Raw genomic sequence first — 16,887 nt, 5'->3', positions numbered from 1 at the left:
TGATGCTTGGAGATGGGGAATCAAGGGGGACGCGGGCCGATGGCGTTGCGGATTCCCGGCCCGCGCCCCTGGTGTCAGCCGCCGTGGATGATTTCCTTGATTTCTTCTCCGCCGACGACTTCCTTATCCTGAAGCAGCTGGGCGATTACGTCCAGGATTCCGCGCCGCTCGCCGAGGATTTCCCGCGCCCGGCGCTGGCCTTCCTCCACCAAGCCGCGCACTTCGGCGTCGATCAGCTTCGCGGTTTCCTCGCTGAAATTGCGCTCCTCCATGCCTTCGGTGGCGAGATAGGCCAAGCGCTGGCGGCGGCCATAGGTCAAGGGACCGAGCCGCTGGCTCATGCCCAGTTGGCAGACCATGGCGCGGGCGATTTCCGACGCCTTTTCCAGGTCGTTCTGCGCCCCGCTCGACACATCGCCGAACACCAGTTCCTCCGCCGTGCGTCCGCCCAGGAGGATGGCGATCTGGTCGCGCAATTCGGCCTCGGTCGAGAGGAATTTCTCCTCCACCGGCAGTTGCAGGGTATAGCCCAGCGCCGCCGCGCCCCGCGGGATGATCGATACCTTATGCACCGGCTCGCCGGTCGGCACGATCTCGGCGACCAGGGCATGGCCGGATTCGTGGTAGGCCACCCGGCGCTTCTCGGCTTCGTTGAGGGTGCGGGATTTCTTTTCGGGACCGGCGATGACCCGGTCTATCGCCGCTTCGAAATCTTCCAGGCCCACCGCGTTCTGGTTCTTCCTGACGGCGATGATGGCGGCCTCGTTGCAGATGTTGGCGAGGTCCGCGCCGACCAATCCGGGGGTGCGCTGGGCCACGATGCGCAGGTTCACGCCCGGTGCCAAGGTGATCTTGGCGGTGTGGAGTTGGAGGATGGCGAGGCGGTCTTCGAGGCCCGGTTTGTCCACCACGATCTGGCGGTCGAAACGGCCCGCCCGCAGCAGGGCCTTGTCGAGGATTTCCGGGCGGTTGGTCGCGGCCATCACCACCACGCCGACGGAAGGATCGAAGCCATCCATCTCGGTCAGCAATTGGTTGAGGGTCTGCTCGCGCTCGTCGTGGCCGCCCATGACCACGGGACCGCCACGGGCGCGGCCTATGGCGTCCAGTTCGTCGATGAAGATCATGCAGGGGGCTTTCTGGCGGGCCTGCTCGAACAAATCGCGCATCCGGGCCGCGCCCACGCCGACGAACATCTCGATGAATTCCGCTCCGCTGATATTGAAGAACGGCACGCCCGCCTCGCCGGCCACGGCCCGCGCCAGCAGGGTCTTGCCGGTGCCTGGGGAACCCACCAGCAACACGCCCTTGGGCATGCGTCCCCCCAGGCGCTGGATTTGGCTGGGGTCGCGCAGGAATTCGATGGTTTCCCGCAGTTCCTGCTTGGCTTCCTCGGCCCCGGCCACGTCCTGGAAGGTGACTTTGACCGAGACATCGGCGTTGATCCTGACCCGGTTGCGGCCAATGCTGAGGAAGCCGCGGCCCGCCCCGCCGGTCATGCGCCGGGCCATCCAACTCCATAGCGCGACCATGATGGCGATGGGCAGCAGCCAGTTGAAGATGAAATTGCCCAGCCAATTGCTGCCATAGCGCACGCTGTATTTGACGCCCTTGGCTTCCAAGTCCTTGGCCAAGTCCTGGTTCCACAGGGGCACAGTGATAAAGCGGCGGCGTTCCTCGCCGTCCTTGGGTTTCAGGGTGCCGGTGATGACCTGGTCGGTGACGACGGCGTCCTCGATGCGTTGTTCCTGCACGTATTTGAGGAAATCGCTGTAGGGGATTTCGTCCTGGCGGACTTCCTGGTAGCCCTGCCACAGATAGAGCGTGGCGAAGAACAGCAGGGCGTAGAAAAACAATAAGTTGCGGCGGCGCTGGCCATCGCCTTGGGGATTGATTTCCACCTCGGGCTTCCCGAGCGGGTTGGCGGATTTGAACGAGTCGGCGAGCTTTTGCCAAAGTTCCTGGAGGGTTTTGAGCAGGGGGCTGGAGGGGGAAGGGTCTTTGTTCATGGTGTTCTCCTTAAAAACTCGGGGGGATTGCCGGTTCCGGCCGTTTCGCGGGGCGGAGTTGCCCCGAAGGATAGGGGCCGTCCGCCGTTGTTCAGGGCGCATCCTAGCTTGGATTTGTTGCGGACGGCGCTGTGGACGGGCGGGGCGTCGGTCCGGGGCGAGTGTAGGCGCTAGCCGTGGGGAATGAAAGTTTACAGCCCGAAGCGCGGTTCGCGGGCGGGTTGGCCCGGTGGGGTTGCAAAAGCGGCGGACCCGTCGATTTAAGTGGGTTCGCGTATTTATCCGTATCGACCCGGTTTCTAGGATGTGGTGTCGGCGCGGGATCGGCGGTCGCTCCGGTGGACGGCCCTATCCTGGGCTATATTCCGATTCGGTCCCGCCGTGTCCGCCGTGGGCGGGCGCGGACCGGGCCGAGGTATGGACAAACGACAACTAAAACCGATAAGAGGTGGCTATGCATGCTTTGAATAAATCTGTGGTGGCGGGAGCGATTGCGCTGCTGACGGGAGTGGCCTGGGGGGCCGACGCGCCGGGCGACGCAGCGGCGGCGCGGTCCGGCGCGGCCCACGCCGGGCATCGTATGGATGCCGAGGTGGCCCCGGCCGCGCCGCCGCCCCGGATTCCCAACAGCGTATCCGGCGATATCCTGACCGGCCTGCCCCTGACCGAGCCGCCGGTGATCCGCAGCCGCCAAGGCGTGTTGAAGGTGGAGTTGACCGCTATGGCGACCCCGGTGCGGATCAGCGGCAAGCTGGTCAACGCCCGCGTCTATGCCGCCAGCGCCTACGGGCAGAGCTATCCGCCCGCGTTCGCCCCGCCGACCTTGGTGGTGGACCCCGGCGATAACCTGCAAGTGACCCTCAATAACCAACTGGGCGAACCCACCAACCTGCATACCCATGGCTTCTTCGTGTCGCCGATGGGGAATCAGGATAATATCTTCGTGGATTTGCCCAGCGGCTCCAAATTCCTCTACAGTTATGATTTGCCCAAGGGTATATCGCCGGGCTCGTATTGGTATCATCCGCATTTCCATCCCTTGGTCGAGGAACAGGTGTTCGGGGGTTTGTCCGGGTTTATCTATGTGCGTGGGCAGGAGTCTTTTTTGCCCCAGGATTTGCAGGATATTAAGCAGCGCTTCCTGCAACTCAAGGATTTCCAGTACGACAGCGGGAACACGATCCCGGCGACCAATATCGATTCCAACGCCGCCACCCATCGCACGGTGAACGGTTTGGTCCAGCCGACCCTGGCGCTGCGGGCGGGCGAGACCCAACTTTGGCATCTCGGCAATCTCGGGGCCGATATCTGGTATACGCTGGAACTGTCCGGGCTGAGCTTCACCGTGATCGGCGAGGATGGCAACATCCTCAGCCGCCCTTGGACCACCACGCAATTGCTGATGCCCCCGGCCAAGCGCTTCGATGTGCTGGTGCAGGCCGGGACGCCGGGCAGTTATTCCCTCCTGACCGCGCCGATGGATACCGGCCCGGCGGGCGATAACTACCCCTTGGCCTTGTTGGCGACCTTGAACGTGACCGGCAAGGCCGCGGAACCCGCCGCCCTGCCCAGGTTTCTCAAGCTGTATGACAATCTGAGCGACGCGGCCATTGCCAAGCAGCGCGTGTTCGTGCTGTCCGAGAACCAGAACACCAATCGTTTCTTCATCAATCACCGCACTTTCGGGGCCAACCGGGTCGATGCCACGCCGGAGACCGGCACGGTCGAGGAATGGGTGTTCCAGAACACCACGCAGGAACTGCATCCGATCCATTTCCACGTCAACGATATCCAGGTGATGAGCGTGAACGGCGTTCCGCAGCAGGCGCGGTCCCTGGTGGATACCGTGCCGATTCCCTATGCGACCACGGACGCGGCGGGGAACCGGGTGCCGGGCGAGGTGGTGATACGGACCCGCTTCAGCCGGTTCGTCGGTCCCTATGTGTTCCACTGCCATATCCTGGCGCACGAGGACAACGGCATGATGTCGATTATCAACGTGACCAGTCCGGGATCGGAATAGGGGCGGCGTGCCCACCCGGAACGTGGGCTGATCCTGTCTGGTAGGGTTGACTTATGGATTGGACAAGGATTGTCCGATCCGGGTTGACCTGTCCGGCCACTTGGACGAGCATGGGACACGGTATCGATCCACGGTGGTCCGCCATCCCGGCGACCGGACCCATTTCCTTCCAGGAGACCCGATATGTCCAAAGCGCGTTTTTCCCTGAAGATCGCCGCCTGCGCCTTGTTGTGCGGGGTCGGCCTCGCCGCCCAGGCGGCCCCCGCCCAGGCTTGGCGGCAGAGCGGCTACGACGCCGCCCAGACCCGTTATAACCCCAACGAAAGCCAGTTGAGCAGTAATACCGTTGCCCGGTTGCGTCCGGTGTGGTCGGCGGAAACGGCGTTCTACCGTACCGCTCCCATCGCCGAAGCCGGGGGCGTGGTGTATCAATGCGGCTCCAACCTCACCGCCCACGATCCCGCCACCGGCGTTGTGCTGTGGAGCGTGCCCGGCTGCGGCACGGCCCCGGCCCTGGTGGGCAATCTTGTGTTAGGCAGCGCCCTTTCCGGCCATTCGATGGTGGAGGTCGGCGCCTACAACAGGAACAAGGCGGGGGCCAAGGTGTGGCGGCAGACTTTCGCCGGCGAGCATATTTCCGCGCCCACCGTGGCCAACGGGGTGGTCTATGTCAGTGTTTCCTATGGCTTCCAGAACACCACGCCGCCCTCGGTGTACGCCCTGGACGCCAAAACCGGGGTGGTTTTGTGGCAGGGGCAGGCACCCGCCGACAAGACCGTCTTCCATGACAACGGGGTGAGCGTGGCCGATGGGTTGGTCTATCTTTCGGACCACGATTGGGTACTCAAGCCCAAGGGGAGGGGGCGGATCACCGCCTTCGACGCCACCACCGGAGCCCAGGTATGGAGCGTCATCCGCAGCACCCTATATGTCCCGGTCGCGGTGGCGGACGGTTTGGTTTTCTTCGGCGAGGAGAGCGGCCGGGCCACCGCTTTGGACGCCAAGACCGGCGCCGAGGTCTGGAGCCTGCCCAAGAAGGCCAGCGGCTGGTTGTTCCTGTCCCCCGCCGTGGCCGGCGGGACCGTGCTGTTCCCGGCACCCGGCGGGGTCGCCGCCTTCGAAGGCAAGACCGGCAAACCGCTCCGCGAATTCCGTATCAGCGAGGCCCGGCTCAGTTCCGACATCGTGGTCGCCAACAATGTGGTCTACCTGACCCTGGACAGCTTCGGGCCGGGAGCCATCCATACCTTGTTCGCCCTGGACTTCTTCAGCTTGATGCCGGTCTATATCACCCCGCCCCTGGGGGGCAGCGATTCTATCGCCTATTCGCTCCAGGTGGTGGATGGGAAGCTTTATTCCAGTAACACCAACGGAGGATTGAACGCTTATGGGTTGCCGTCGCAGCCTTGAGGGGCGGGAACCCGAACTCCGCGAATTGGCAATGAGGGCGTCCTGCGGGACGCCCTTTTGGTTGGGGCCACCGGCACCTTGCAAGGCACCGTCGCCGCCGCCCGGCGGATTACGCCTTCGCCTGAGCCGATACTGGCAGCGGCGGCAGCCATGCCGCCATCCGCATCCAGCAGAACTCCCACCGCACCGGGCCAAGGCCTCATCCGCCCAGCGGAAGCCGCCCACCACGGCGGGAATCCCGCCCTCCGACTCCGGGAGAGGCGCTCCCTGTTTTTTCCGTGCCCGGTTTGGTCATGATCCCGCTGCAAGGCTGGGTCAAGGCCGAGGGCACCAAGCGGGTTTCGAGGCCGTTTGTGGGGGATGGGATGGCCTTAAAACCCGCCCATCACCCCGATACCGATCAGGATGGGAGAATCGTACAAGGTGGGTTCCGGCAGCAGTTTCAATTCCAAGGAGCGCAGTACGGGGTGGTGCTGTACGGTGCCGTTGCTGGAGGTTTCGCGCTCGCCTTCGACCCGCGCGGCGGCGGCGATGGAACGCCCCGGCCAATAAACCTTGGGGTCCAAATAGCCGGGATAGCGCAGGAAGAAGCGCGCCAAGGCCGGTTCGCTGGTATCGGGAAAGCCCCGCGCCGTGGTGGGATAGCCGAGAATTTCGAGTATCGCGCCTTCCTTGGGGTTTTCCAGCCCCAGGATGGGACCGGCCAGCAGCACGACCTGCCCGATATGATGGCGGGGAGCCTCCAGCACCGCGCCGGGTGTGACGCCCGGAGTCGCCCAATCCATCGCGGCCCCGGAAAGCGCTGTGGCGCAACCGCCCAGCTGCCAGAGCGCCCAGCAGAGTCCGAGGTGAAACCCGCGCCGGGCCAGGCGGTTCCGTCGCATCAGTACGGATACCAATAGGGGTAATACCCCGCCCAGCCACCCCACCCAAGACCATAGCCATAGGGATAAGCCGGATAGTAATAGGCCGCTTGCGGCTGGGCCGGCCACAAATGGATTTGCTGGCAGCCGATCACCGGATAGGTATAGTGGATTTGATCGAGGGGCCGGGTTTCCGCGCCCTCGACCGGTCCCGCCACCGTGATATCCCGCCCCTTGGCATAGAGCGCCGAGTCCAGGAAGCCGGGACAGCGCACCAGGAAGCGCCCGGCACTGCGGTCGTTGTCCTCGGGGCTGTCGTTGTAGCGGCTGAGGGGTTTCTGCAAGACTTCGATTTCGGTGGTTTTCGGCTGGTTGGTGGTTTGGATCACGCTGCCGCCCAGCACGACCGCCCGGCCCTTGAACGCCCCGGGCTGGACGGCGATGGCGCTGAACGCGGGCTGTTGTTCCGCCGCCTGCCGCAGCGGCTTGGAGATGGGGCTGGCGCTACATCCCGCCAGCAGGAGGGACAGCAAGAACCAGGGCAGGCGGGAGCAGGGCGGGTGGGTCGGGTGGATGTCCATGTCGCGGTCCTCGGTGATGGATGGAAAAGAAGCTTTAAAGAGCGGTTTCATCCTGGGCGATAGTTTAGACCGCCCGCCGCTGCGGCTATCCCGGACGCGGTTGGCACGACTTATGTCCGCGCCCGCAAGAAAAGGCTTGCGCATCCATGAAATCCCGATATAATGAGCGCTCTTGATTGCAGGCGCGTAGCTCAGTTGGTTAGAGCACCACCTTGACATGGTGGGGGTCGTTGGTTCGAGTCCAATCGCGCCTACCAAATCCCAGAAAAAAGCATCGCAGTGCGATGCTTTTTTTGTTAGCGAGGTGATGAAACGATGCCCGTGATAACGTTGCCCGACGGCTCGACCCGGCAATTCGACCGCGCCGTCACGCTGCTGGAAGTCGCCGAATCCATCGGCCCCGGTCTCGCCAAGGCGGCCTTGGCCGGTCGCGTCGATGGCAAGCTGGTCGATCTGTCCCAGGTGATCGAGAATGACGCCCAGGTCGCCCTCGTGACCGGCAAAGACGCCGATGGCCTCGAAGTCATCCGCCATTCCACCGCCCACCTCCTGGCCCAGGCGGTCAAATCGCTGTTCTCCACCGCGCAAGTCACCATCGGCCCCGTGGTCGATAACGGCTTCTACTACGACTTTTCCTACGAGCGCCCCTTCACCCCGGAAGATTTGGCCGCCATTGAAAAGAAGATGGAGGAACTGGCCGCGCAAGCCCTGCCGGTGCGCCGTCAAGTGATGCCGCGCGACGAGGCCGCCGAATTCTTCCTGAAGCAGGGCGAGGCTTACAAAGCCGAGATCATCCGCGATATTCCCGCCGACCAGGATATTTCGCTCTATGGCCAAGGCGATTTCACCGACCTGTGCCGCGGTCCCCATGTGCCGGATACCGGCAAGCTCAAAGCCTTCAAGCTGATGAAGATCGCCGGGGCCTATTGGCGCGGCGATCCCAAGAACGAGATGTTGCAACGCATCTACGGTACGGCCTGGGCCGACAAGAAAGACCTGAAAGAGTACCTGCACCGCCTGGAAGAAGCCGAGCGCCGCGACCATCGCAAGATCGGCAAGACCCTGGACCTGTTCCACTTGCAGGAAGAAGCGCCGGGCATGGTGTTCTGGCATCCCAAGGGCTGGGTGCTGTGGCAGGTGGTCGAACAATATATGCGCTCGGTGTTCCGCGCCAACGGCTACGAGGAAATCCGCACGCCCCTGGTCGTCTCCCGTACCCTGTGGGAAAAATCCGGCCACTGGGACAAGTTCCAATCCGAGATGTTCACCACGAACTCGGAAGAGCGGGACTACGCCATCAAGCCCATGAACTGCCCCTGCCATATCCAGGTGTACAACCAAGGCTTGAAGAGCTACCGCGATTTGCCCCTGCGCTTGGCCGAGTTCGGCGCTTGCCACCGCAACGAGTTGTCCGGCGTGCTGCACGGCCTCATGCGCGTGCGCGGCTTCACCCAGGACGACGCCCATATCTTCTGCGCCGAGACGCAAATCCAGGACGAGGTTTCCCGCTTCATCGACCTATTGCACAAGGTCTATGCCGATTTCGGCTTCGAGAAGGTCTTGGTGAAACTCTCGACCCGTCCCGCCAAGCGTGTCGGTTCCGACGAAGTTTGGGACAAGGCCGAGGCCGCGCTGGAAACCGCCTTGAACAACAAAGGCATCGCTTTCCAATTGCAGCCGGGCGAAGGCGCGTTCTATGGCCCCAAGATCGAATTTTCCTTGAGCGATTGTCTGGACCGGGTGTGGCAATGCGGCACCATCCAGGTCGATTTCTCCATGCCGGAACGCCTGGGCGCGGTCTATGTGGCCGAAGATGGCGCCAAACACACCCCGGTGATGCTGCATCGGGCGATTTTAGGCTCGATGGAGCGGTTTATCGGTATTCTGATCGAGCATTTCGCGGGATATTTCCCCTTGTGGCTCGCGCCCATACAAGCGGTGGTCATGAATATCACCGATAGCCAGGCCGGGTATGTCGAGACATTGGCGGGCGAATTGACCCGGCATGGACTCAGGATTGAAACCGACTTGAGAAATGAGAAGATCGGCTTTAAAATCCGCGAGCATTCCATGCAGCGCGTCCCTTATCTACTCATCGTCGGCGATAAGGAAGTCGAGTCCCGCACCGTTTCCCTGCGTACCCAAAAAGGCAAGGACCTCGGCAGCTTCGAGTGGCCGGAGCTTATCCGTTTGCTCACCGAAGAAGCGGCGACCCGCGCTGTCACTCAATAATCGTCTGTGGAGGATTAGGATATCACTGCCGAAAGAAAAGAACCGCGCCTGAACGACGAGATCATGGTCCCCAGCGTCCGTTTGATCGACTCGGAAGGCAACCAAGTCGGGGTCGTATCGATCAGGGAAGCCAAGCAAATGGCTTATGAGGCCGAATTGGACCTGGTGGAGATTTCCCCAGGGGCCGAGCCTCCCGTTTGCCGCATCATGGATTACGGCAAGTTTCGCTTCGAGCAGAACAAAAAGCTGCAAGCCGCGAAGAAAAAGCAGAAGCAAATTCAGGTCAAGGAAGTTAAATTCCGCCCCGGCACCGACGAAGGCGATTATCAGGTCAAACTACGCAATCTCGTGCGTTTTTTGAGCGATGGTGATAAGGCCAAAGTGACCGTCAGATTCCGCGGGCGCGAATTAAGCCATAAAGATTTGGGTATGGACCTGCTCAAACGGATCGAAACCGATTTGGTGGAGCATGCGGTGGTCGAGCAGTTTCCGAAGATGGAAGGCAAGCAATTGAGTATGACGCTTGCGCCCAAACGCAAAAAATAACCCGACTTCAACCTGGAGACTATGATGCCAAAATTGAAAACCAATCGCGGCGCGGCTAAACGCTTCAAGAAAACCGCGTCCGGCGGCTTCAAGTGCAACCACTCGCACCGCCGCCACATCCTCACCAAGAAAAGCACCAAGCGTAAACGCCAGCTGCGGGGGGCCAATATGGTCCACGATTCCGATGTCCGTGGCGTGGCCCGTCTGTTGCCGCATAGCTGATTCCACTACGATCCGAGAGTTAAGAGGTTTCCATGCCTAGAGTAAAACGGGGGGTAACCGCTAGAGCCCGCCATAAGAAGGTGCTCAAGCAAGCCAAGGGTTACTATGGCGCCCGTAGCCGCGTCTATCGCATCGCCAAGCAAGCCGTCATCAAGGCCGGCCAATATGCCTACCGCGACCGCAGACAGAGGAAGCGCCAGTTCCGCGCCCTGTGGATCGTCCGCATCAACGCGGCGGCCCGCGAATTCGGCCTGTCCTACAGCCGCTTCATCGACGGCCTGAAGAAGGCTTCCGTCGAAATCGACCGCAAAGTATTGGCGGATTTGGCCGTGCGCGACAAGGAAGCGTTCGGCGAATTGGCCAAGATCGCCAAGGGCTGAGACCCCAGCGTTCCCCGGCGGGAAGGGCGTGCCATACGCTGCTTCCCGCGTCTGTTTATCCCCCACAAGTACTGAGCAAGGCAAGGCGCCGTGATGACCCCTCTCGAAGATGTGCTCGCGCAGGCGCGCAAGGATTTGGCCGAGGCCGATAGCCTGGTCAAGCTGGATCAGGTGCGGGTGCATTATCTCGGCAGGAAGGGCTTGTTCACCGAGCGCATGAAGGCGCTCGGCGGTCTTCCGCCCGAGCAGCGCAAGGAGGCCGGTGCCCAGATCAACCGCGTCAAGGATGGCTTCGTCGCCGAGTTGGAAGCCCATAAAACCCTGCTGGAAACCCGCGAGCTGGAACTGCGCCTCGCCCGCGAAACCATCGACGTGACCCTTCCAGGTCGCGGCCAGCACACCGGCGGTTTGCATCCGGTCACGCTGACCCTGCGCCGCATCTCCGAATTATTCGCCCAGGTGGGTTTTGAAATCGTCGAAGGCCCGGAGGTCGAGGACGATTATCATAACTTCGAGGCGCTCAACATCCCCGCTTCCCATCCGGCGCGGGCGATGCACGATACCTTCTATTTCGACGAGCATACCCTGCTGCGCACCCATACCTCGCCGGTGCAGGTGCGGATCATGGAATCGCGCCAGCCGCCGCTCAGGGTGATCGCCCCAGGGCGGGTCTATCGTTGCGATTCCGATTTGACCCATACGCCGATGTTCCATCAGGTCGAGGGCTTCCTGGTCGATGAGAACGTCAGCTTCGCCGATTTGCGCGGCATCCTGTACGACTTCCTCACCCTGTTCTTCGAGAAGGATGTGCAGGTGCGTTTCCGCCCGTCCTATTTCCCGTTCACCGAGCCGTCCGCCGAGGTCGATATCGAGTGCGTGATGTGCGGCGGCTCAGGTTGCCGGGTATGCGGCCAGACGGGCTGGCTGGAAGTGATGGGCTGCGGCATGATCCATCCCAAGGTATTCGACTTCGTCGGCATCGACCCGGAACGCTATACCGGCTTCGCCTTCGGGCTGGGCGTGGAGCGCATGGCCATGCTGCGCTACGGCATCAACGACCTACGGCTGTTCTTCGAGAACGATCTCAAGTTCCTCGGGCAGTTCGCGGCTTTCTAAGAACAAGATACGGCTTTTCCTATGCGTTTCAGCGAAGCCTGGCTCCGGGCCTACGTCAATCCTTCCCTCGATACCGCGCAACTGGTCCATCAACTGACCATGGCGGGGCTTGAGGTCGATAGCGCCGAACCCGCCGCCGGTGCGTTTAGCGGCGTGGTGGTGGCCGAAATCCTGGAAACCGCGCCCCATCCCCAGGCCGACCGCCTGAAGGTGTGCAAGGTGGCGGCGGGGCAGGGCGAACCCCTGCAAATCGTCTGCGGTGCGCCGAATGCGCGGGCGGGACTCCGCGCTCCCTTGGCGATGGAAGGCGCTGAATTGCCGGGCGGCCTCAAGATCAAGCGTTCCGCCCTGCGCGGCGTGGAATCCTGCGGCATGATGTGTTCGGCCAAGGAATTGGGCATCGACGAGAATGCCTCGGGGCTGTTGGAATTGCCCGCCGATGCCCCGGTTGGCACCAGCCTCCGCGACTATCTGCAACTCGACGATACCTTGATCGAGGTCGATCTGACGCCCAACCGCGCCGATTGTCTCAGCGTCGAGGGCATCGCCCGCGAAGTGGCCTTGCTCAACGGCCTGGACCTGAACCCGCCGGCAACCGCGCCGGTGTCCGTGACCATCAATGACACGCTGCCCGTCGGCCTGCCCGCGCCGGAAGCCTGCCCGCGTTACCTGGGCCGCATGATCAAGGGCGTGTCCCGCACGGCGGAAACCCCGCTGTGGATGAAGGAGCGCCTGCGCCGTTCGGGCCTGCGTTCGCTCGACGCCGTGGTCGATGTCACCAATTACATCCTGCTGGAACTGGGCCAACCGCTCCATGCCTTCGACGCCGCCAAGCTCGACGGCGGCATCCAGGCCCGCTATGCCCAACCCGGCGAAAAGCTGAGCCTTTTGAACGGCCAGGACATCGAATTGCACGCCGACACCTTGGTCATCGCCGACGACCGCAAGGCGCTAGCCTTGGCCGGCATCATGGGCGGCAGCGAATCCGCGGTGGGCGAAACCACGGTCGATATCTTCCTCGAATGCGCCTTCTTCTCGCCCGCGCTGATCATGGGCAAGGCCCGCCGCTATGGCCTCGCGACCGATTCCTCGCACCGCTTCGAGCGCGGTGTGGATTTCGGGATGCAGGCCCGTGCCATCGAACGCGCCACCCGCTTGATCCTCGACATCGCGGGCGGCGAGGCCGGTCCCGTGGTCGAGGCTTCCAGCCCCGGACATCTCCCGAAGCGCGAACCCATCGCCCTGCGTTCCGAACGGATTGGCCGTTTGCTCGGCCTTTCCATCGAACCCGCACGGGTCAAGGACATCCTGTCCCGCTTGGGCTTGAGCCCAAAAGAAACCCCGGAAGGCTGGTCGGTCACGCCGCCCGGTTTCCGCTTCGATATCGCCATCGAGGCCGATTTGATCGAGGAACTGGGCCGAGTCTATGGCTACGACGCCTTGCCGCGCCGCCAGCCGGCCATCCCCACCGCGATGCGCCCGGTGTCCGAACACAGCTTGGCGCTGGACCGGGTCAAGGATGTGCTGGTGGATCGCGGTTTCCAGGAAGCCATCACTTATAGCTTCGTCGATGACGCCATGCAAAAGCTCATCGAGCCGGGGATTTCCGGCCTGCCGCTCAAGAACCCGATTTCCGCCGAACTGGCGGTGATGCGGACCGGCCTCTGGGTCGGCCTATTGGACGCCGCGCTCAAGAACGCCAATCGCCAGCAAACCCGCGTCCGTCTGTTCGAAACCGGCCTCCGGTTCGTCCAACGTCCCGAAGGACTGGAACAACGCAAATCCATCGCCGCCCTGGCCATGGGCACGGTGAACGCCGAGCAATGGGGCGAAAAAACCCAGCCGGTCGATTTTTACGATCTCAAGGCCGATGTCGAGGCCATTGTGCGTTTGACGGGCCGTTCCGACGCCTTGAGTTTCGCGGCGGGCAGCCATCCGGCCCTGCATCCGGGGCAGGCCGCCGCGGTCAAGCTGGACGGTGAGTTCCTGGGTTGGATCGGCATGCTGCACCCGCGCTTGGAAAAACAACTGGGCTTCGAGCAGAACGTGTTCTTGTTCCAATTGGATCAGGACATCCTGCTCCAGCGCGCTGTCCCCAAGTTCAAGCCGCTGTCGAGATTCCCGCAGACCCGCCGCGATATCGCCTTGATCGTCGATGCCAATCTGCCGGTGGACCGCTTGGTGGATTGCGCCCGGACCCACGGCGGCGACCTGCTGCGCGAGGTCTCGGTGTTCGACGTGTACCGGGGGCAGGGCGTGGAACCCGGTAAGAAAAGCGTGGCCTTGGCCCTGATCTGGCGCGACGACGCCGAAACCCTGACCGATGCCAAGGTCGATGCCGCTGTTGCCACGGTGGTGGAAGCCCTCGCCATCGCCCACGAAGCCAAATTGAGGGACTGAACATGGCGCTCACCAAGGCGGATATGGTGGAACATTTGTCCACCGAACTCGGTATGAACAAGAAAGACGCCAAAGACCTGGTCGATCAATTTTTCGAGGAAGTCAAAGCTGCCTTGGCGCAGGGCCGTTCGGTCAAGCTGTCGGGCTTCGGCAATTTCGACCTCCGCGACAAGAATCAGCGTCCCGGCCGCAACCCCAAGACCGGCGAGGAAATCCCCATCACCGCCCGCCGGGTGGTGACATTCAAGCCGGGCCAGAAGCTCAAGGTCAAGGTCGAGGCGTTCGAGGAACTGAACCGGGGCCAGGAAGTCGCGGGCTGAATAATCACGGGGTGGCGGGGGGTCGGCGATGGGTTCCAGTGGAAACGTTCATCCCGGCCACCCGCCACTTTTTTTGTCCGCGCATTCCGGCGCGGCAGCGGTGGAGGTAAGCATATGATCCGAGCGGGCATCGTGGGCGGCACCGGCTATACCGGCGTGGAACTGCTGCGCATCCTGGCGACCCATCCCGGAGTCGAGATCGGAGCCGTGACCTCGCGGGCCGATGTCGGCAAGCGGGTGGACGCGGCCTATCCCAACCTGCGCGGCTTCGTGGACGCGGTGTTTGTCGAGCCTGGTGCCGCAGCCCTGGCCGGGTGCGACGTGGTGTTCTTCGCCACCCCGAACGGCACGGCCATGCGGATGGCCCCGGAACTCCTGGCCCGTGGCGTCAAGGTGATCGACCTCGCCGCCGACTTCCGGCTGCAAGACCCCGCCGTCTGGGCGCATTGGTATGGCGAGCCGCACGCCTGTCCCGAACTGTTGGCGGAAGCCGTCTACGGCCTGCCCGAGGTCAACCGCGAGGCCATCCGCTCGGCCCGTTTGATCGCCTGTCCTGGCTGTTATCCGACTTCGGTGCAACTGGGCTTGTTGCCCTTGCTGGAAGCCGGTGTGATCGATCCGGGCCGCATCATCGCCGATGTGAAATCCGGGGTCAGCGGGGCCGGGCGCAAGGCCGAAATCCCCATCTTGATGAGCGAGACCGGCGAGAGCTTCAAAGCCTACGCCGTCCAGGGCCACCGCCATTGGCCGGAAATCAAGCAGGGTTTGGAGCTAATGGCCGGCACCGCCGTCGGCCTCACCTTCGTGCCGCACCTGACGCCCATGATCCGCGGCATCCATGCCACGCTGTATGCCGATCTCAAGGGCGGCGCGGACGATTTGCAAGCCTTGTTCGAGGCGCGTTACCGGGACGAGCCATTTGTCGATGTGCTGCCCCAGGGTGCCCATCCCGACACCCGCAACGTGCGCGGCGTCAACCGTTGCCAGATCGCCGTGCATCGGCCTTTGGGCGGGGATACCGTGGTGGTGTTGTCGGTCATCGATAATCTGGTGAAGGGCGCGGCGGGGCAGGCGGTGCAGAATATGAACCTGATGTTCGGCTTGGCGGAGACGGCGGGCTTGTGGGCGGTGGGTTTATATCCCTGAGCCGGTTCAAAAGCCAAGCCTGCGTAATGTGAGCGGATTGCCGGAAATGGATACCATGGAAAAACCAACTGGACGAATCACCGTAGACCCCGGAGTCTGCCACGGCAAACCGTGTATCCGCGGTATGCGCTACCCGGTGGAAAACATCCTGGAATGGCTGGGCTCGGGCATGAGTTTTGAAGATATTCTGGCCGACTACGAGGACCTGGAGCGGGAAGATATCGTCGCGGCCTTGGAATTCGCCGCCCGTTTGGCCCAGGTGAAGCGGATTGAAATGCTGGCCGCATGAGATTTCTGATCGATGCCCAGTTGCCGCGGAGCTTGGCGGCTTGTTTGAGATGGCGCGGCCAGGATGTTCTCCATACTTTGGAATTGCCCTCGGGAAACCGCACGCCCGATCAGCGTATCAACGAAATCTCGTTGGAAGAACAACGGGTGGCTGTCACCAAGGACGCGGCTTTTGTCAATTCGTTCTTGGTTTCGGGGGTGCCTTATAAACTCCTGCTGGTCTCGACCGGAAGTATCAGCAACCGCGACCTTGAGGAGATATTCTCCAAGAATCTACCGGCCATCCTCGATGCGTTCGAAGCCTATGATTACGTTGAAATAACCCGGACCGCATTGATTGAACATAGGTAATGGTTCAAGTTATCGGCGATGTAGCCCGGTGTGGTCCTCCTAGTCCATTTACCTTATCGATATCCTGTCCATGAACCGCCAAACCACCCTGGAAACCCTTTCCACCCTGCGCGATTACGTCCGCTACGCCGCCAGCCGCTTCGCCGAGGCGGGCTTGTTCTTCGGCCACGGCACCGCCGGACCCTTGGACGAAGCCGCCGCCCTGGTATTGCACGCCCTGCGCCTGCCCTACGACCTGCCCGGCGGCTATTTCGAGGCCCGCTTGATCCCCTCTGAGCGGGAGCGGGTCTATGCCTTGATCCAGCGGCGCATCGACGAGCGCAAGCCCCTGGCCTACCTGACCCACGAAGCGCCGTTCGCCGGGCTGTCGTTCTATGTGGACGAGCGGGTGTTGGTGCCGCGTTCGCCCATCGCCGAGTTGATCGAAAACCACTTCGCGCCCTGGCTGGAAGAGCCGGACGCCGTGACCGATATCCTCGACCTTTGCACCGGCAGCGGCTGTATCGCCATCGCCTGCGCCCACGCCTTCCACCAAGCGGCGGTGGACGCCGCCGATATTTCCCTGGACGCGCTGGAAGTGGCCCAGGTCAACATCGCCCGCCACGAGATGGAAGACCATGTGCGGGTGGTCGAGTCCGACGTGTATTCCGGGCTGGACGGCAAGTGTTACGACATCATCGTCAGCAACCCGCCCTATGTGAACCGGGCCGAGTGGCAAGCCCTGCCGCCCGAATTCCACGCCGAGCCCAAACTCGGTCTCGAAAGCGGCGAGGATGGCTTGGATTGTGTCCGGCGCATCCTCAAGGACGCCCATCGCCATCTCAAGCCCGACGGTATCCTGGTGGTGGAGGTCGGGAGTTCCGCCGAAGCCTTGGCCGAGGCTTACCCGGAGGTGCCGTTCTGCTGGTTGGATTTCGAGCGGGGCGGGGATGGCGTGTTCCTGCTGACCGCCGAGCAGGTCGAGGAATACCGCGAACTGTTCCAATAATAATAAGGCCGG

16 protein-coding genes and 1 tRNA gene are annotated in these 16,887 nt (G+C 62.5%); 14 read left to right on the top strand and 3 right to left on the bottom strand.

The genetic code is table 11. The annotated features are described in order from the left end of the window. Positions 1-74 precede the first annotated feature (74 nt). On the bottom strand, positions 75-2,009 hold the full coding sequence (gene ftsH / locus K5658_RS13955; RefSeq protein ID WP_221063730.1) for an ATP-dependent zinc metalloprotease FtsH: 1,935 nt from the start codon (positions 2,007-2,009) through the stop codon (positions 75-77). A 454-nt stretch (positions 2,010-2,463) separates the two neighbouring features. Here ftsH and K5658_RS13950 point away from each other — a divergent pair, with 454 nt between their 5' ends. Further along, complete coding sequence (locus K5658_RS13950) at positions 2,464-4,032, top strand: multicopper oxidase family protein (protein WP_221063729.1); 1,569 nt, start codon at positions 2,464-2,466, stop codon at positions 4,030-4,032. A 183-nt stretch (positions 4,033-4,215) separates the two neighbouring features. After that, positions 4,216-5,442, top strand: a complete 1,227-nt coding sequence (locus tag K5658_RS13945; protein WP_221063728.1) for a PQQ-binding-like beta-propeller repeat protein — start codon at positions 4,216-4,218, stop codon at positions 5,440-5,442. A gap of 371 nt (positions 5,443-5,813) precedes the next feature. Here the strand turns inward: K5658_RS13945 and K5658_RS13940 are convergent, their stop codons facing one another. Then, positions 5,814-6,326 carry a Slp family lipoprotein gene (locus tag K5658_RS13940; protein WP_221063727.1) on the bottom strand — a complete coding sequence of 171 codons (513 nt, stop codon included), beginning with the start codon at positions 6,324-6,326 and terminating at the stop codon, positions 5,814-5,816. Then, complete coding sequence (locus tag K5658_RS13935) at positions 6,326-6,886, bottom strand: Slp family lipoprotein (protein WP_221063726.1); 561 nt, start codon at positions 6,884-6,886, stop codon at positions 6,326-6,328. Before K5658_RS13935 ends, K5658_RS13940 begins: the two co-directional genes overlap by 1 nt. Positions 6,887-7,066: 180 nt before the next feature. On the opposite strand from K5658_RS13935, the gene K5658_RS13930 reads away from it, so the two are divergent. From K5658_RS13930 to prmB, 12 genes are all read left to right on the top strand, one after another. Next, a tRNA-Val gene (locus K5658_RS13930) sits at positions 7,067-7,143 on the top strand. A 58-nt stretch (positions 7,144-7,201) separates the two neighbouring features. After that, positions 7,202-9,118 (top strand): threonine--tRNA ligase, encoded by a 1,917-nt coding sequence (gene thrS, locus K5658_RS13925; RefSeq protein WP_221063725.1) that lies wholly within the window; start codon positions 7,202-7,204, stop codon positions 9,116-9,118. Positions 9,119-9,139: 21 nt separating this feature from the next. Continuing rightward, a complete protein-coding gene (gene infC / locus K5658_RS13920) occupies positions 9,140-9,664 on the top strand; it encodes a translation initiation factor IF-3 (RefSeq protein ID WP_221066983.1) in 525 nt (174 codons plus the stop codon). A 24-nt stretch (positions 9,665-9,688) separates the two neighbouring features. Further along, positions 9,689-9,886 (top strand): 50S ribosomal protein L35, encoded by a 198-nt coding sequence (gene rpmI / locus K5658_RS13915; RefSeq protein ID WP_085213507.1) that lies wholly within the window; start codon positions 9,689-9,691, stop codon positions 9,884-9,886. Between the two features lie 32 nt (positions 9,887-9,918). Further along, on the top strand, positions 9,919-10,266 hold the full coding sequence (gene rplT, locus K5658_RS13910) for a 50S ribosomal protein L20 (protein WP_085213509.1): 348 nt from the start codon (positions 9,919-9,921) through the stop codon (positions 10,264-10,266). Between the two features lie 93 nt (positions 10,267-10,359). After that, on the top strand, positions 10,360-11,382 hold the full coding sequence (pheS, locus tag K5658_RS13905) for a phenylalanine--tRNA ligase subunit alpha (RefSeq protein WP_221063724.1): 1,023 nt from the start codon (positions 10,360-10,362) through the stop codon (positions 11,380-11,382). 21 nt (positions 11,383-11,403) lie between these two features. Beyond that, complete coding sequence (pheT, locus tag K5658_RS13900) at positions 11,404-13,782, top strand: phenylalanine--tRNA ligase subunit beta (RefSeq protein WP_221063723.1); 2,379 nt, start codon at positions 11,404-11,406, stop codon at positions 13,780-13,782. Positions 13,783-13,784: 2 nt separating this feature from the next. Then, entirely contained in the window at positions 13,785-14,102 is a 318-nt protein-coding gene (locus K5658_RS13895; protein WP_085213515.1) for an integration host factor subunit alpha, read from the top strand. A gap of 114 nt (positions 14,103-14,216) precedes the next feature. Continuing rightward, positions 14,217-15,248, top strand: a complete 1,032-nt coding sequence (gene argC / locus K5658_RS13890; RefSeq protein ID WP_221063722.1) for an N-acetyl-gamma-glutamyl-phosphate reductase — start codon at positions 14,217-14,219, stop codon at positions 15,246-15,248. A 55-nt stretch (positions 15,249-15,303) separates the two neighbouring features. Then, a complete protein-coding gene (locus K5658_RS13885; RefSeq protein WP_221063721.1) occupies positions 15,304-15,537 on the top strand; it encodes a DUF433 domain-containing protein in 234 nt (77 codons plus the stop codon). Next, the gene (locus K5658_RS13880) at positions 15,534-15,887 is read left to right on the top strand and encodes a DUF5615 family PIN-like protein (protein WP_221063720.1); all 354 of its coding nucleotides are present in this window, start codon (positions 15,534-15,536) and stop codon (positions 15,885-15,887) included. Before K5658_RS13885 ends, K5658_RS13880 begins: the two co-directional genes overlap by 4 nt. 70 nt (positions 15,888-15,957) lie before the next feature. Then, positions 15,958-16,875 (top strand): 50S ribosomal protein L3 N(5)-glutamine methyltransferase, encoded by a 918-nt coding sequence (gene prmB / locus K5658_RS13875; protein WP_221063719.1) that lies wholly within the window; start codon positions 15,958-15,960, stop codon positions 16,873-16,875. The last annotated feature ends 12 nt before the right edge of the window (positions 16,876-16,887 follow it).

It is taken from the genome of Methylomagnum ishizawai (genome assembly GCF_019670005.1).
GTDB classification, from domain to species: Bacteria; Pseudomonadota; Gammaproteobacteria; order Methylococcales; family Methylococcaceae; genus Methylomagnum; species Methylomagnum ishizawai.
Note: the sequence above shows the minus strand (reverse complement) of the source record. Positions and strands in the feature narration are given on the sequence as shown.

Excerpts from the sequence above, each read along its gene's own strand:
- ftsH (WP_221063730.1), bottom strand. The coding sequence starts at position 2,009 with ATGAACAAAGACCCTTCCCCCTCCAGCCCCCTGCTCAAAACCCTCCAG.
- K5658_RS13950 (WP_221063729.1), top strand. The coding sequence starts at position 2,464 with ATGCATGCTTTGAATAAATCTGTGGTGGCGGGAGCGATTGCGCTGCTG.
- K5658_RS13945 (WP_221063728.1), top strand. The coding sequence starts at position 4,216 with ATGTCCAAAGCGCGTTTTTCCCTGAAGATCGCCGCCTGCGCCTTGTTG.
- K5658_RS13940 (WP_221063727.1), bottom strand. The coding sequence starts at position 6,326 with ATGCGACGGAACCGCCTGGCCCGGCGCGGGTTTCACCTCGGACTCTGC.
- K5658_RS13935 (WP_221063726.1), bottom strand. The coding sequence starts at position 6,886 with ATGGACATCCACCCGACCCACCCGCCCTGCTCCCGCCTGCCCTGGTTC.
- thrS (WP_221063725.1), top strand. The coding sequence starts at position 7,202 with ATGCCCGTGATAACGTTGCCCGACGGCTCGACCCGGCAATTCGACCGC.
- rpmI (WP_085213507.1), top strand. The coding sequence starts at position 9,689 with ATGCCAAAATTGAAAACCAATCGCGGCGCGGCTAAACGCTTCAAGAAA.
- rplT (WP_085213509.1), top strand. The coding sequence starts at position 9,919 with ATGCCTAGAGTAAAACGGGGGGTAACCGCTAGAGCCCGCCATAAGAAG.
- pheS (WP_221063724.1), top strand. The coding sequence starts at position 10,360 with ATGACCCCTCTCGAAGATGTGCTCGCGCAGGCGCGCAAGGATTTGGCC.
- pheT (WP_221063723.1), top strand. The coding sequence starts at position 11,404 with ATGCGTTTCAGCGAAGCCTGGCTCCGGGCCTACGTCAATCCTTCCCTC.
- K5658_RS13895 (WP_085213515.1), top strand. The coding sequence starts at position 13,785 with ATGGCGCTCACCAAGGCGGATATGGTGGAACATTTGTCCACCGAACTC.
- argC (WP_221063722.1), top strand. The coding sequence starts at position 14,217 with ATGATCCGAGCGGGCATCGTGGGCGGCACCGGCTATACCGGCGTGGAA.
- K5658_RS13885 (WP_221063721.1), top strand. The coding sequence starts at position 15,304 with ATGGAAAAACCAACTGGACGAATCACCGTAGACCCCGGAGTCTGCCAC.
- K5658_RS13880 (WP_221063720.1), top strand. The coding sequence starts at position 15,534 with ATGAGATTTCTGATCGATGCCCAGTTGCCGCGGAGCTTGGCGGCTTGT.
- prmB (WP_221063719.1), top strand. The coding sequence starts at position 15,958 with ATGAACCGCCAAACCACCCTGGAAACCCTTTCCACCCTGCGCGATTAC.